Annotated in this window: 8 protein-coding genes; 1 reads left to right on the forward strand and 7 read right to left on the reverse strand. The window is 63.6% G+C overall.

Annotated features, from left to right (window positions below; genetic code table 11):
• Positions 1 to 2: 2 nt before the first annotated feature.
• The 4 genes from AB4Z44_RS20030 to AB4Z44_RS20045 form a co-directional block, all read right to left on the reverse strand.
• Complete coding sequence (locus AB4Z44_RS20030; RefSeq protein ID WP_404711412.1) at positions 3 to 2228, reverse strand: glycosyltransferase; 2226 nt, start codon at positions 2226 to 2228, stop codon at positions 3 to 5.
• 10 nt (positions 2229 to 2238) lie between these two features.
• Complete coding sequence (locus AB4Z44_RS20035) at positions 2239 to 2703, reverse strand: hypothetical protein (RefSeq protein ID WP_404711413.1); 465 nt, start codon at positions 2701 to 2703, stop codon at positions 2239 to 2241.
• 480 nt (positions 2704 to 3183) lie between these two features.
• The gene (locus tag AB4Z44_RS20040; protein ID WP_404711414.1) at positions 3184 to 4080 is read right to left on the reverse strand and encodes a class I SAM-dependent methyltransferase; all 897 of its coding nucleotides are present in this window, start codon (positions 4078 to 4080) and stop codon (positions 3184 to 3186) included.
• Positions 4081 to 4370: 290 nt separating this feature from the next.
• On the reverse strand, positions 4371 to 4892 hold the full coding sequence (locus AB4Z44_RS20045) for a methyltransferase domain-containing protein (RefSeq protein WP_404714297.1): 522 nt from the start codon (positions 4890 to 4892) through the stop codon (positions 4371 to 4373).
• 31 nt (positions 4893 to 4923) lie between these two features.
• Between AB4Z44_RS20045 and AB4Z44_RS20050 the strand changes: the two genes are divergently transcribed.
• Positions 4924 to 5079 (forward strand): hypothetical protein, encoded by a 156-nt coding sequence (locus tag AB4Z44_RS20050; protein ID WP_404711415.1) that lies wholly within the window; start codon positions 4924 to 4926, stop codon positions 5077 to 5079.
• Between the two features lie 97 nt (positions 5080 to 5176).
• Here AB4Z44_RS20050 and AB4Z44_RS20055 read toward each other — a convergent pair whose 3' ends face one another.
• The 3 genes from AB4Z44_RS20055 to AB4Z44_RS20065 are packed head-to-tail and all read right to left on the reverse strand — an operon-like array spanning position 5177 to position 15187.
• Positions 5177 to 6406: a glycosyltransferase family 4 protein gene (locus AB4Z44_RS20055; RefSeq protein WP_404711416.1), complete on the reverse strand. Its 1230-nt coding sequence runs from the start codon at positions 6404 to 6406 to the stop codon at positions 5177 to 5179.
• Between the two features lie 47 nt (positions 6407 to 6453).
• The gene (locus tag AB4Z44_RS20060) at positions 6454 to 7806 is read right to left on the reverse strand and encodes an aminotransferase class I/II-fold pyridoxal phosphate-dependent enzyme (protein ID WP_404711417.1); all 1353 of its coding nucleotides are present in this window, start codon (positions 7804 to 7806) and stop codon (positions 6454 to 6456) included.
• A gap of 34 nt (positions 7807 to 7840) precedes the next feature.
• Positions 7841 to 15187 carry an SDR family NAD(P)-dependent oxidoreductase gene (locus AB4Z44_RS20065; protein ID WP_404711418.1) on the reverse strand — a complete coding sequence of 2449 codons (7347 nt, stop codon included), beginning with the start codon at positions 15185 to 15187 and terminating at the stop codon, positions 7841 to 7843.
• Positions 15188 to 15518 lie beyond the last annotated feature (331 nt).

Consider the following 15518-nt stretch of genomic DNA (forward strand, 5'->3'; position numbering starts at 1 on the left):
CATCAGCTATCCAATACGAATACATAGCGAATGCGCTGCCAGGGTATTGGGTCGCTTTCTCCGGCCTGAACCTCGATATCGATCATCCCTTCACCGTGAGGGCTGAAGCTGATGTGGAAACCGCATTTGGGGTCGGCATTGTCAAGACCCAATGTGACCGGTACATCCATTCTGGGCTGATTGAGATCGATCAGATAGCGCTCTCTGCCGTGTTTGATGACAAGATTGATCTTCCGGTTTCGATCGTCGACTACCCATCCGCTGATGTCCAGCCGACCGTGCCTAAGGTCGGTTGCACCTTGTTGTGGTTGATCCAGACACCCCAGCAGGGGGGCTGGCAGGCGGCGCTCATATGTTTCAATACTATATTTTCCAACCTTCAGGCTGCTTCCCAGCGTTGCCTTCGCCAAACGCTGGGCTTCTGCGAAGGTCGCCTTTTGCGAGGTCGGGAGGAGTTTGCTCCATTGGCCACCCGAATGAATTCGATAAACCGATAGCAATTCGCGGATAAAGCCGATCTGGCCGCGTTCGGTGGCGAACAGGTTGAACAGCCAGTCCGCGGCGCCTCTAGTCGCGTAGTAGCGGTCGTCGATTTCGCTAAGGCTGGAGGCGCGATACATACAGCAGGAAAAGTTCGCCGTTATCGGATTTTCGAAGATTTCTTGCTGGGAAAGAATGGAGCCGTATATCTGCTCCTGTTGCGGATGCGGCGTCAGAGAGTTATCGACCTGATTCTCCAACAAGATCCAGTTAAAGCACATCGACAGGGAAAGGTCGCCCTGAAGACAAAGTACCTGCTTGATGATCTTAAGCGGCGATAACCAATAATCATCACCTTCGCAAAATGCTACATACTCTCCCGTTGCAGCATCCAGACATCGTCTAAGATTGGCCTGCATGCCCATATTGCTTTCCGCGCGGAAAAACTTGACGGTTAAGCCGGGCTTGGCCTGTGCAAAAACGCGGTCAATAATATTGCAGGTTTCGTCCTTCGAAAAGTCATCGCCGATGATCAGTTCGATGTTGAACGGCCCCTGCTGGCAAATCACGCTGCGCAGGCATTCTTCGATCGTAGTGGCATGGTTATAGGTCAGCACGATCACGCTGATGAGCGGGAGCGACACCAAATCTGCCCACGAAATCTGATCGTTATCGGCGAACGATCCGGTGAAGCGAAAGCCGAGTTGGTCCAGCGCAACCAAGGTGGCCGGGTGATCCGCATCCAGAAGGCGCCGGAATGCCCCGTGATCGTCGTTGACGATATAATGACGGGATAATTGGAACGCCAATTCCGCGCGGACCTGGGCGCAATGCTCCGCAAAGGCGCCGCCGAAGAGCGTGCCTAGTCCGCGAAAGAACGCAATCTCGCCGGATCCGTAGCGAAGCCGGTGAACGAGCGACCCGGCGCCCCACCAGATGCCGCCGCTATGTTTGCGGTACACGGCCATCGGGCGATTGATGAACCCGATCCCGCCGATTTCCGCATGTTGAAGATGCAGGTACCAATCCGACGGCGTTATGGCCGGGGAATAGCTTCGGGCGAATTCGCCCTCCGCCCAGCGCCAGCGATACATGACGCTATTGGTTTGGATGAAGTTGCCGAATGCGAGCCTATGAGCATGAAACGGCCCAGTATCCGGCGGGAAGATCTCGCTCTTCTGATCACCCTCATATTCGACGACGACAGGATGGAAACATATCGAGCAATCTTGATTTTCATCAAGAAAATCGACTTGCAACTGCAGCTTTCGATCGTCAGTCCAGTAATCGTCGCCTTCACAGATCGCAACATATTCGCCACGGGCGAGCGCGAGGGCATCGCCGAAGTTTTGAGGCGAACCGACATTGGTGGTTCGTGCAATGAATTTCGCCCGTGGATCGTTTGCGATCAGGGGTTCAATGAGAGAAGGTGTGCGATCGGTAGAGCAATCATCGACGACGATGATCTCGATCGGAAAAGCGACTATTTGACTCAATATGCTCCGAATCGTTTGCTCGATGAACCGTTCCTGATTGTAGCAAATACAGACGACCGACACCTTCGGACGATCAATCGGCGGTGATACGGTCTGTCGTTTTGCGTCAAGAGTGCGGCCGAGCGCCTTTCCATACCGTCTGTAATGCTCCTGCGGGGACAGATTTGACAAGACGACATCCGGATATTCGCTGCTGTACCACAGCGGATCGAAATTCCGGATTGTTTCCGGCGCGGTTACTGCATCGCTCATGGCTCGCCCGTCAGTTTGCTGGGCTGAACTGAAAGACGGGCGATGCAGCGCGGCGTTCGTGTATGCCATGGTGCAAATAATGTTGCAGCGGATCCTGGCCGCTCTTCCGGACATCGGGATAATGATCGAGATACCAGCTCGGGTTGAAGGCACCGGAGCGCAACAGCGCATTCCTTACCACGCGTTGCGCGAAAGATCGCCCGATCCAGCGCGCGAGAGCGTCGGTCATCGTGCGGATCGTCCGGTTGAACTGATCTGCGACGGCTTGTGAGGCGGTTGAATCAATCACGTTTGGCGCGGCGGCATCGACGGTGGCGGCGCGGCTTTCTTCCAGCAGGCGTACAAGCGTGCCGATCTCCGTATCCCGGCGTCTTATCGCTGCCTCAAGCCCGGCGATGATGCTTTGCGCATCGGGCTCGCCGCTCTTCGTATCCGCTTCCCGAATGGCGCGACGTTTCGTCTCGTCGTAGAACATTAGGCTTCCATTTGCTTTCAGAAGAAAACTAAGATGCCGATCCCAAACGGGACCGAATCGACGTCATCCCGCTGCCGGTCTGCGCGATGCGGGCTATAGACCATCCCCTTTTGCGCGCGCAATCGCGTGGGGTCAGCGGTCGGTTTTCATGGTCCTTCAAGGTGCACCGGTAGCCGTAAAAGCACAAACGGGTAATGATCTTTGAACCGGCAGGGATGAATAGCGTGCGCAAGGGGGGGCGATTCCGCCGCTCGGCCCCGACCTTCCATTTCTGCTGGGCTTCCGGCCCGGCGTGATGCCGGATGTGCGCAAACCCATTGTGCTTTGCGTGCCTTCGCCATGTGCGTTTGCGGATGTGTAGCCCGCGACGAGAGCGCGAACTCGTCGCAACGGACCGCTCCACGATGCTGTTCGCCGCGGCAATGCCGTGGGCACGTCGGAGCGCTTAAGTGGATAATTCCGGCCCGTTTAAGTGGGATTTTAAATGACGACGTCGCCACTTCTCATCCAAGCATTCACCCCTGGCTTTCCGAATACGACGACATCCTGCGTAGCGTCCCAACCGCGTTCGGAATAATCCATGATGCGGATCTGCTGCATATCTTCGAGTTGCTTCATCAACCAATGTGGCCTGCTGATCGTGACGCCATATTGATCTTGTTTGTTCCATGTCTCCGTCATGAACTTGTGATTATAATTCACGTATCCAAATCCGGTTTCGGGAACAGTTGACAGTGCGACCTCAAACAGATCATCTTCAATGACCTTGTACTTGTTCTTCTGAACAAATTCAGCATAGCGGCCTTGAGTGGTCACAACGGCAATCCCGGTATCCGACAGTGAGCTTGCTATCAGGCGTACGGCATCCATGAATTCGCGTTCAGGCAAGTGGGTGAGCAACGATCCGCAAAATATGACGTCAAATTTATCGCCGAAATCGACTTCGTTTAAGTTCGCTCGCGACATGACGCCCTTGGCACCGATGATATCACGGCAAAAATTCACATGATAATCGTATAGATCACATGCTGTTACATCTGCCTCAGGAAAGAATGATTTCATATGCCGAGTTACCCGGCCAGATCCACACGGGAAATCCAGTAATTTCTTCGGGGGGTCTTTCAGATTGCTGATAAGCGCATTGACAATAACACGTATAGCGTCGGATCCGGTCTCGAAATAATGCGGAATCTTCCATTCTGCGTCGAATGTGTGTTCCTTGTCGTTCGGGTCCAGATCGGCAGCAACGCCTCTTTCCATATAAGCATTGTGCAGTGACCTGTATACTTCAGACAGATCAAATGTCCGCTGCAGAATACTGTTCTTGTCAATCTGATGCTTCTGCTTCGCTAGGCTGGTCGTATCAGATAAAATCATGATTGCATTCCCGCTTGGATGACACCGGAAATGCAAGGAAGATAGCGGAGGGTCAAGTGGCGACGGGATGAAAGCGGCAAAAAGGGGTGATTGCTCCTCGCGGACGGCGCTAGCCGCCCGCCAAGCTTCCAGGCCATATCGCCGGGCCCGAAACTTTGCCGATCACCTTCGGTGACGGTGAAATGCAAATACGTGATGGGATGATCTAAAAGTCGTCCATAAAGCTGCTGCAGAGTTGCAGGAGGCGCCCCGCAATCTCCTGGCAATCCGCGTTATATTCAGGGCTTCTTTCAAATGGCTGGCCGTTTCGTCATCGAAACCAACGTCTGCCAGAACGGCGGATGATTCGTACCATCGGCGCCATCTGTAAACGCCATCCGCGAGAAGCCGATCTGCTCCGCCCAGAGCGCGATCCAATCGCGGTGGAGGAACGTGTCGAGGAGGTTGAGCGGCTTGCCCTTTTTGATGCGCTGCACCCGATGCATGAAGTTTGGCCAATGCTGCGGGTCCGCGAATTCGAGAAACGAAAATACCATCTTTCCGCCGGGCTTCAGCGCGCGATAGCTGTCTTCCATGTAGAGGAAGCATTCTTCAGGCGGAATATGGGTGAAGACCGACCAGTGATATAGCATGTCCAGCGACTGATTCTCTGCGCGAATCGTCGGCGCGGTATGAACATGTGCCTCATAGGACGGGCATTTGGCTGTAAGCTCTTCGATAAAACCGGGGATGATGTCGGTTCCCGATATAGCGTCCGCTCCAGCCTGAGCGCTGCAAAGCCTGTGCCGTGCGCCCGCAGCCGCAGCCGAGATCGAAGATGGTCATGCCATTCTGGAGGCCGTGATGGATGAGCGCCGCGACGTGGACATCGCCCTGCCGCCGGAACAGCTCGGCCGAGACGGATCCTATCGCGTCTGCAAACGCGAGATCGCGATCGGCGCCGTGCAGATCCAACTTGCTGTCGAGATGGCGCTGGTATGCGGCGACCGGATTATATGACCGAAGCCTGCCAGTGCTCCCCGCTTCTTGAGACGGAACAATTTCATGCTTTCCCCTGTCGCATCGATGTTCTGGCCGCAAGCAGAGCGGCAGCTTCTTACCTTGGCAGCTTCTTGTGGACGGGGCCGAGACGGTCCAAGACGTCCAACAGGATCTGCAAATGGCGCTGCCAGCTTCGATCGGAACGCAGGTCGGGCCTGGCGACCCGTTCGGCGACCGGCAGCGATGCGAGATCCTGGATCGCTGCCAACCATCCCGGTCCGTCGAGCGGATCGATGAAGCGGGCGTTGCCGAGCGCGGCTTCGCGCAGCGCCGGAATATCGCTGCAGACGACCGGCACGCCAAGCGCGATCGCCTCGCTGACCGGCATTCCGTAACCCTCCGCAAACGAGGGTATGAGCAGGCCCTGCGAGTATCGGAGGAGCCGCTGCACCTCCCTGTCCGGTAGCCGATTGTGCTCCTCGACACAGCCTTCGAGCGCGTCGCAGCGTTCGAGCATGTCGATGACCTGCTCATTCTCCCAGCCGCGCCGGCCGATGATCAGCAGCTTCGGAATGTTGCCCGCGCCATGACGTTCGGACATCCGTCTCCACAGGTGGAGCAGCAGCAGGTGATTTTTGCGCGGTTCGATGGTGCCGATGCAGACGAAAAAGGGCCGCTCATCCCGGTGCGGCGGAAACGCCATCGGCGGATCTGTGCCGAGATGGGCGACGGCCGTGATCGGCTGACGGCCGCTCCGGGCGAGATAGGGCTTCAGCGCGTCGAGCGTGGCCTGCGAATTCGCGACGATACCATCCGCCAGGGTCACGATCGTCTCGACGCGGCGGGCATGGAGGGCGGCGCCCCCGGGACGGGCATATTCCGGATATTCCAGCGGGATGAGATCATGCACCAGGCACACGAAATGCGCCTGCTCGCGCGTCAGGATATGCTTCACCCGGTCGGGGCGCGTCAGGTTATTCGGCGATGCCTGCACGTAGGCCCGCCGGACCGAGCGATCGACCGATACCCGCCGCGGGCGCAACGCGACGAGTGAGGCGAGCGCGAAGCGGCGCCGGTCCCAGGCAGAGCTGAATCCGCGATGCTGCCATCGCAATTCAGTCTCATCGAGAAATCGCAATACCGCGGCTTTGTCGAGCCGCCCGTAGAATGCCGACGGATGCACGGCGGCGAAAGCGAGCCGTTCCGGCACCATCGCTATAAGCCCCCGTGCATAAGCCATCTCGCAGCGGTCGACCCCGGTCGGGGTCGGATGAAGAATGCGCGAGACAAGCCTCGAAAGATCAAGGACGATCTCGGTATCGCCTGGCCGCGCGTCGGCAATCATGCCCGGACTGACGATGTCGGCATCGGCGATGCGCTTTCGAACGTCGCTCACAGCGCGCCGGAGAGCTTGCCCGTCAGCGCTCCGAGGTCGATCGTCTCGCCGGTCAGTGTGGTGAGGATGGCGGCGATGTGTCGCGCGACATCCTGCAGTTGCGCCGGCTCGTGCAGCGATGACAGGAAGAAGCGCAGCCGGGCGCCGTTCTCGGGCACCGCCGGATAGATGATCGGCTGAACGTTGAGGCCCGCCCGAAACAACGCATCCGCCGCGCGTGCGGCAACGATCGAGCTCCCCGTCATGACCGGTACGATCGCGCCGCCGATCGAGGAGCCGGTATCCAGCCCACAGGCGCGGCAGGCTTCCAGGAAGGTCCGGCCGTTGGCCTGAAGCCTGGCCACACGTTCTGGCTCGGCATACATGATCTCGAGGCTCTTGAGCGCCGCCGCCGCCACCGGTGGGGGCAGGCCAACCGAATAGACGAAGCCGGGCGCCGAATGCTTGAGATAGTCGATCAGCGCTGCGGAGCCCGCAATATAGCCCCCGCAGCCCGACAGCGTCTTGCTGAGCGTTCCCATCCAGACGTCGATCTCGCGCGGATCGACGCCGGCATGCTCGGCGATGCCGTGCCCGCGTGCGCCAATCACGCCGAGCGAATGCGCCTCGTCGACCATCAGATGCGCGCGGTGGCGCTTCGCGATCTCCACCAGCCGGGCGAGATCGGGCACGTCACCATCCATGCTGTAATGGCCTTCCACGACGATGAGCGCACGACTGACCAGGCCGCGCGATGCGCCCAGCAGCCGATCAAGCTCGTCCATGTCGTTGTGCGGAAAGGAGATGCGCCGCGCGCCGCTCATCAGCGCGCCCTGGACGATGCTGTTGTGGCTGAGCGAATTGTGCAGGATCAGATCGTCGCGGCCGACGAGATGCCCGATCACGGTCACGTTGGTGGCATGGCCCGAGACCAAGGCGATCGCATCGTCGGCCTGATAGACCGCCGCCAGTGCCAGCTCGAGTTCGCGATGGATCGGGCGCTCGCCCGACACGATCCGGCTCGCCGAGACCGATGTGCCGTAGCGGTCGATCGCCTCCTTGGCGGCGTCCGCCACGCGCGGATCGCCGTTGAGGCCGAGATAATTGTACGACACGAAATTGTCGTAGGTCCTGCCGTCGATCACGCTGGTCGCGCCGGCAATCCCTTCGTGCGCGCGGAAGAAGGGGTTCCGAATGCCGAGCGCCTCGCCCGCGCGACGTACCATCGCGATTTCGCTCGCGACCTCGGGCTTGCCGAGCGGGGGTTTGGGCTCGGGCACCGGCTCGACCGTGGTCGCGGGGCGGCGGTTGGCGAGACGTGCAAGCAATGCCGCTTTGGCATCGCCGGAAAGGCCGAACGAATTGTTCATAGTGTCCAATGGTCGCATGGTGGCCGGGGCCAGATTAAGGCGAAGTTGCCGCGGCCGCCGCGAAGCCGGGTTCGGTGGGAGCAGTGGCGCCGTCCGCCGGGCCCGTCGCAGCGGACCCTTCGTGTCGGGCGAGCCATTCGGCCAGATCGGGCGTCCCAGCGCTTTGCTCGGGCGCCGCAGGTTCGCCAAGCCCGCGCACGATTCGCCCGGCCATGGCCGAAAGGGTCGCGCCTTCGGATAGCGCCAACAGCGGCACGGTCACCCCGAAACGCTGCTCGACCGCGAGCCGCAGTTCGACCGCCATCAGGCTGTCCATGCCCAGTTCGGTCAAGGGGCGGCTGGGCTCGATCCGATCGGCCGCAAGCTTCATGATCCGCGCGACCTCCTCGATCAGCAGTCCGGTGACCTTGGTCCGAGCCTCCTCAGGCCCGCAGCCCGCCAGCATCGCGGCGAGATCAAGTTCGCCCGCCTCCTCGCCGACCGTGCCGCCCATCTCGGCAAACAAGGGCGACGCGAGCAGGGGCAGGCGTGCCTTCATCGCCGCCCAGCGCACCGTCGCGACTCCCGCCACCGGAATGCCGGCGGCAAGCAGGCTCGGGATCGTGTCGAGCGCTTCGGCCGCACTCAGATGCGCACCGCCGAGCTGGCGCGCGAGCATCTCGCTCACCTGCGTCTCGCGCGCGAGATAGCCGGCATCGCCGATCGGACCCCATTGCACCGCAAGCGCGGGCAATCCCTCGGCATGGCGGCGCTCTGCCAGTGCCTCGATCGCGGCGTTGGCCGCGACATAATTGCCCTGGCCCGGATTGCCGAGCGGTGTCGTGACCGAGGAGAAAAGGATGAAATGCTCGATCGGATCGCTCCGCGTCAGGCGATCGAGCAACTCGGCGCCCCGCAGCTTGGGGCGCAGAGCGCGATCGAAGCGAGACGCGTCGAGAGCGGTCAGCAACGCGTCGTCCATCGCCACGGCGGCGTGAATTATGCCTGCGATCGGGGGCTGGGACGTGCGGATGGTCTCGAGCGTTTCGGCCAGTGCTGCCTCGTCTGCGACATCGACGGCATAAGCGCGAACATCGATTTCCTCGAATGCCGCGAGCTTCGCCGCCGCGTCGGGGGTAGCCGGGCCTCGGCGGCCGAGCAACGCGATATGACGTGCCCCGCGACGCGCGAGCCACCGCGCAGTCTCCAGCCCGAAACCATCGAGGCCACCCGTGACGACATAAGTACGGTCGTCGCGCAACGCGAAGGCGGGGGGACTGGGCAGGGCGACCGGCAGCACCGCGCCGGGCGTGAGCACGATCTTGCCGACATGGCCCGACGCCTGCATCAGCCGGAACGCATCCTCGGCATCGGCGAAATCATAGACGCGGTGCGGAAGAGCCCGCAGGGCGCCTGCTGCGAACATCGCGCTGATTTCGGCGAAGAGCGCGCCTGCCAGCTTGGGACGCCGCAGCGGAAGCTGATCGGCATCGATCCCGAAATAGCTCACATTGTGACGGAAAGGGCGCAGGCCGATGCTGCTATTCTCGTAGAAATCGCGTTTGCCGAGCTCGAGGAAACGCCCGAACGGGCGCACCAGCGCCAGGCTGCGGCGCATCGCCTCGCCCGCCAGCGAGTTGAGCACGACATCGACACCCTGGCCGTCGGTCAGCCGCATCACCTCGTCGGCGAAGCTCAGGCTGCGGCTGTCGAGCACCGCCTCGGCGCCGAGGTTCGTCAGCAGCGCGCGCTTGGCCGGCGAACCGGCGGTCGCGAAGATCCGCGCCCCGCGATGTCGCGCATATTGGATCGCGGCAAGGCCGACGCCACCCGCGCCGCCATGGATCAGGATCGTCTCGCCTTCGCCAAGCTGGGCGAGATGGCCAAGCGCATAAGCGACCGTCAGGAAGGCCACCGGCACGGTTGCGGCGGCGGTGAAATCCATGCCGGCGGGCATGCGCATCACCGCGTGCGCCGCGGTCACGGTATGGGTCGACAGGCTGGCGGGCGCGAACGCCATCACGCGATCGCCGACCGCGAAGTCGCCGACACCCTCGCCGATCGCCGTGACGATGCCGGCGCATTCCAGGCCCAGTGTCGGCCCGGCAAAGCCATCGAGCAGGGCCTCGTCAGGCAGCAATCCCATCGCCCACATGACATCGCGGAAGTTGAGTCCCGCAGCCCGGACTTCGATCGCCAATTCGCGCGCGCCCGGAGCATCGGGCTTGGCGACCTCCCAGCCGAGCGAGTCGAGCAGGCCCGGGCGCTGGATCGCGAGGCGAAGCGTCCCCGGCGCCGTGTCCCGTGCCACCGGCAGTCCACGACGGACGCGGGCGACATGGCGGCCGTTCCGATTCCAAGCTACTTCCTGTTCGGAATCGGGATAGAGCAGCTCGGCCACGGCGTAAGCGGTGGCCTGCTCGGCCGTGAGATCGGACGACAGCCGGATCAGCCGCGACGCGATCTGGCTGGCCTCGTTGGCGAGGACCCGGCGCACGCCCATCATGGCCGCACTCTGCGGATCGGCCGATGCTTCGCCATGGATCAGGATCGTCACCATCGTCGGCTCATCGCTTGCCGGCCAGCTTGCCAGCCCGGCGATCAGCGCAAGTCGCTCGGCCAGCCCGGCTTCATGGCCCTCGATCAGGATAGCGATCGGTCCGGCCGAGTGGGTAAGCCCGGCGGGCGGCCGGATCGTAAGATCCGTGCCGGCCTCTCGCAATCCAGCGGCGATAGCCTCGGCAGAGGGCGACGCGTCGGCGAACAGGGTCAAAGATGCAGTGGCAGGTTGCGCTGAGCGGATGGCCTCGTCGGCGCGGGCGGCGATCAGGCAGGCGGGCCACAGGCCGGTCGGCAAGGGGCGGCTGCCAGTCTCGGCAAAGCCGGCGGCGTCGAGCTGGGTGCGCCAACGTGCGCCGTCCGCGAGCGGCGGCGCATCGGGGCGCAGTAGCTGCCACAACCGGCTTGGGGCCGGCTCGGCCGCGAGCAGCATTCCGCCCGGCGCCAGCAGCGGCCGCAGCGAGGCGAGACCAGCCGCGCTGGGATCGCCGAGGCTGAGACCATGCGCCGAGACGATCAGATCGAAGGGTGGCTCATCCAGCGGCTGGCCGGGAGCCCAGGTGATCGCGCGGGCACCCGCGCTCTTTTCCAGCAGAGCGGCGAGCATCGGCTGGTCGTCCGCTTCGGTTGCTGCGACGATCACCGGAGCGTTCGCGTGCAGGGTCCGGAGCAGCAGGCGGGTGAAGCTGCCGCGCCGCGCGCCGATTTCGAGGATGCGCAACGATCGGCCACCCGGCCGGCCTGGGGCCACGCGCGCGACGGCATCGGCCAGCGCTTCGGCGGCATCGGTGCTGGCAGGCGAAGCCGAGAGCAACTGATCCCACAAAGCCGCTGGCAAAGCGGGATAGGCCCCCGGTCCCTCGCGCAATACCGTCGGCAGCGCATCGCCGGCCAGCGCGAGCAACGCCATTTCGGCGACACCGCGCGGACTGTCGAACAGCAAGGTGCGCAGGATCGCGTCGGCCCGCGGCAGGTCGGCGGCAGCGAAGGTCCAGCTGCCATCGGCATGCTGTTCGGCGAGGGCGTCGGCGTCGAGCCAGCGCAGAAGCCGATCGAGCAAAGGCCGGCTGGAGGCGGCGATCCGTTCCTCGCGGAGCAGCGCTTGTGGGCGGAGTACGCCTTTGTCGGCAAGCGGTAGCAAGGCCGCGAGAGCTGCGGATGTCGCATAGGCATCGACCAGCAGGCGGCTTTCCTCGCCAGCATCGGCACCGGTCTCGCCGAGTGCGATCGCGATGTCGCCCATGATCGCCGCGGGCTCGCCGTCAGGAGCGAGACTGGAGACGATGGCCGGGTGGAAGAATTGCTCTTCCGCGCGCGCCGCGCGGCCCAATATGACGCGAACGAACCAGCAATCGCCCAACATCGCGACCGCTGCACCGGCGGCGTCGAGCAGGACGATATCGGCGCGCACCGACCTCGGGCCGATACGGGTGACGTGAAGTCTCGCGGCAGCGGGTTCGGCACCTTCGGGCGTTAGCAGGCGCAGCCGGCCGAAGCGCCAGGGCAGGATGCCATTGGCACTGCCGAGCCGATCGGCAGCCATGGCCAAGAGGCCCTGCAATGCGCCATCGACCAGATTGGGGGGCAGGAGCAACCCTTGTTCCAGCACGGCGGCGGTCCCGAACCGAACCAGCGCGCGATCGTCGCCCAACAGGTCGATCGCTTCGACCGCACGGAAGGTCGGGCCGTAATCCAGCCCCATCTCGTGCGCGATCGCATACAGTGTCTCGCCGTCGACACGGCCCTGCGGCACTGGTTCGGCGAACGGTGCGTCCGGCATCGGCTCGCCCTCGGCGATGCGGCCGCTCATATGCGTGATCCACGCCTCTCCGGCCAAGCGCGGGCGCGAAGACAATTCGAAATCGCCCGCTGCCGATCCGATGCGCAGCCGCATCTCACGGATCATGTGCTGCTCGACCACCAAGGCGCGACCGATCTCGACGTCGAGCAGATCGAGCGCGGCGGCGTTCGGGTGGCGGGCGCGTGCGGCGGCCAATGCGATTTCGAGCAGCGCGGCGGCGGGCACCACCGCTGCGCCGCCGACGACGTGATCGGCAAGCCAGGGCTGGAGCTCGAGCCCGATGTGACGCCGCCATTCGAGCGGCTGATCGCCGCGCCGCTGTCCCAGCAACGGATGTTCGAACGGCAGCACGACCGTGTCGGTCGCCTCCTCGGTACGCGGCACCCAGAAACGTTCGCGTTGCCACGGGTAGGATGGCAGTCCGCGAACCGCCGCCTCGCCGACGAACGCATCCGCGCGGCGGATATCGGCACCGGCGGCATGCGCGCGTGCCGCGATCGTGGCGATCGGATCATGTTTGAGCGGCCGGCGCGCGAGGCTGCCAAGCACGCGGCCTTCCTTGTCGGCAGCGCTCAAAGCGTCGGTCAGATAGGCGCCGAGGATCGCGTGGGGGCCGATCTCGACAAATATCCGTATGCCATCGTCGACCATCGCCCGGGCCGCCTCGGCGAAAAGCACCGGCGCACGCACGTTGCGCCACCAATAAGCGGCGTCCAGCGCCTCGCCCTCCAGGATCGCTCCGGTGACCGTCGAAAAGAACGGAAGGCGCGAACCGATCGGCGCGAGCCCCTTCAGATCGACGGCAAGCTGCGGCTGGATCGGGTCCATCGCCGCGCTATGGAAGGCGTAATCGAGGTCGAGTTTGGTAAAGCGCCAGCCTTCGCGCTTCGCTTCGGCCTCCAGCAGAGCGATGCCCGCGATCGGCCCCGCGACGGTCGTGCCGCGGCTGCTATTGTGTGCCGCCAGCTCGACGCCGGATTGCGCCAGATTGGGGGTCGCGAGCGCCGCCGCGCTGGTGGCGGCGTCGAGCCCGAGCACCGCCATCGCGCCGATGCCGTGGCGGGTCTGCTGGGCCCGGCTGCGCGCCGCGATGACGCGGGCGGCGCCGGTGAGATCGAGCGCCCCCGCGGCCCAGGCGGCGGCGACCTCGCCGACGCTATGGCCCATGCAGGCGTCGGGCTCGATCCCTTCCGCGCGCAATCCCATCACCAGCGCGACCTGGATCGCGAACAGCAAAGGCTGGGCGATGTCGGTATTGCGGAGCGCCTCCGCATCCGCATTGGCGAGCGCTTCGCCCACCGACCAGCCGAGCCAGGGCGCCAGCGCCGCATCGACCGTGGCGATGGCATTGCGGAAGGAGGCGCTGCCGGCCATGGCGTCGGCCGCCATGCCCGCCCATTGGCTGCCATTGCCGGAGAAGACGAAGCCAACGCCGCCCGCCACCGCAGTGTTGGCCGCGGCCGCGCTGGGCTTGCCAGCGAGATGCGCCTCGATCGCCTCGATCGCTTCCGCGGCGGTGCCGGCGGGTATGGTCAGTCGGCGCGGGTGCTGGCTGCGACGGAGGGCCGCGCCGCGTACCAGCGCCGGCAAGTCGGCCGGTTGTTCTGCAAGGCGATCACGCCACGCGGCGGCCAGCGCACGCAGAGCTCCCTCGGAACGCGCCGAGATCAGCAGCGGCGGCAGTCGATCGGAGGCGCGCTCGTGCAAAGCGGGCCGGCGATCGGCGGCTGCCAGCACGGCATGCGCATTGGTGCCGCCGAAGCCGAATGAATTGACACCGACCAGCCGCGTCCGGCCGTCGTCGGGCAACACGATAGCGTCTTGCGCAAGCGTCAGGTTGAGATCGTCGAAAGGAATATTCGGATTGGGCGTCTCGCTGTTCAGCGAGGCGGGGATGATGCCGCGCTCGGCCACCAGCATCGCCTTGAGCAGGCCGGCCATGCCGCTGCCGGCCTCGAGATGCCCGACATTGGTCTTGACCGACCCGATCGGCAAAGGCGCCGTCCGATTCGCGCCGAGCACGCTTCCCAGCGCGCCTGCCTCGATCGGATCGCCGGCAGGCGTGCCTGTGCCGTGCGCCTCGACGTAGGCCAGGTCCGAACAATCTAGTCCGAAACGGGTATATACGTCGCGCAGGAGGGCCGCCTGGGCCAGCTTGTTGGGCAGTGACAGGCCTGGTGTACGCCCGTCCGAGTTGACGCCGGTACCGCGGATGATCGCGCGGATCGGATCGCCCGCCTCGAGCGCAGCGCCGAGCGGCTTCAAGACCACCATCCCGCCGCCCTCGGCGCGGACATAACCGTCTGCACGCGCGTCGAACGCATGGCAGCGGCCCTTGGGCGACAGCATCGATGCCTGGCAGAAGCCGATGAAACTCTGCGGCGCCAGCAGCATGCCGACCCCGCCGACCAATGCGGTATCGATCTGCCCCCCGCGCATCGCCTCGCACGCCTGATGCAAGGCGACGAGTGAGGAGGAACAGGCGGTATCGACCGTGAAGCTCGGCCCGTGCAGATCGAAGGCGTAGGAGATGCGGTTGGCAAGCGGCGAGAGCGTCACGCCGATCATCGAATAGGCATCGCTTGTCGACGGGTCGCCCGAGTTCAAGTTCATGTAATCCCACGACGAACCGCCGACGAACACGCCAACTTGCCGGCCCGCGAGCGTCGCCACGTCGATCCCGCCATCTTCGATCGCCTCATAGGCAAGCTCGAGCAGGAGGCGCTGCTGGGGGTCCATCTGGGTCGCTTCGCGCGGGCTGATTCCGAAGAAAGCCGGGTCGAATCGATCGACATTGTCGAGCACACCGGCGGCAAAGGTATAGGCTTTGCCGCGCTGTCCGCGCTCGGGATGGAAGAAGGCGCCCTTGTTCCAGCGATCGTCCGGAATCGTGGTGACCGCATCGATTCCGTCGATCAGCAGGCGCCAGAATGACTCGAGATCGGGCGCCCCCGGAAGCCGGCACGAAGCGCCGACGATCGCGATCGGCTCGCCGCCGAGAACTTCATGGCCAAGACCAAAATCATGACGTGATCGATTCAAACGCGCACTCCAACCGGGCAACCAATACCCGGAAAGCCAGTTCCCTGTCGGGGCTATAGCGCACCCTAACCGCCGGGCAAGGCACCCGGATCAACGCACGCGCTGCGTTGCAGCATTTTTGCTGGTAGCTGAACTTTGCCTTCGATAAAGGTCCATAATATTTTGTCGTTCAAACGCTTGGGCCTTTCGCGCCGCGCAAAGGCCGCGTGTCGCCCTTGTGGCAGGATAGTCCGTGCGGTGGACGGTTGTGCGTGGCGTGATCGAAGTGCAAAGAACCTTTGCCACCGACATTGCGTTGGGCACCGATAGAAACAGGGAACGGGTGAGGCGC

It is taken from the genome of Sphingomonas sp. MMS24-J13 (genome assembly GCF_044905095.1).
Lineage (GTDB): Bacteria > Pseudomonadota > Alphaproteobacteria > Sphingomonadales > Sphingomonadaceae > Sphingomonas_I.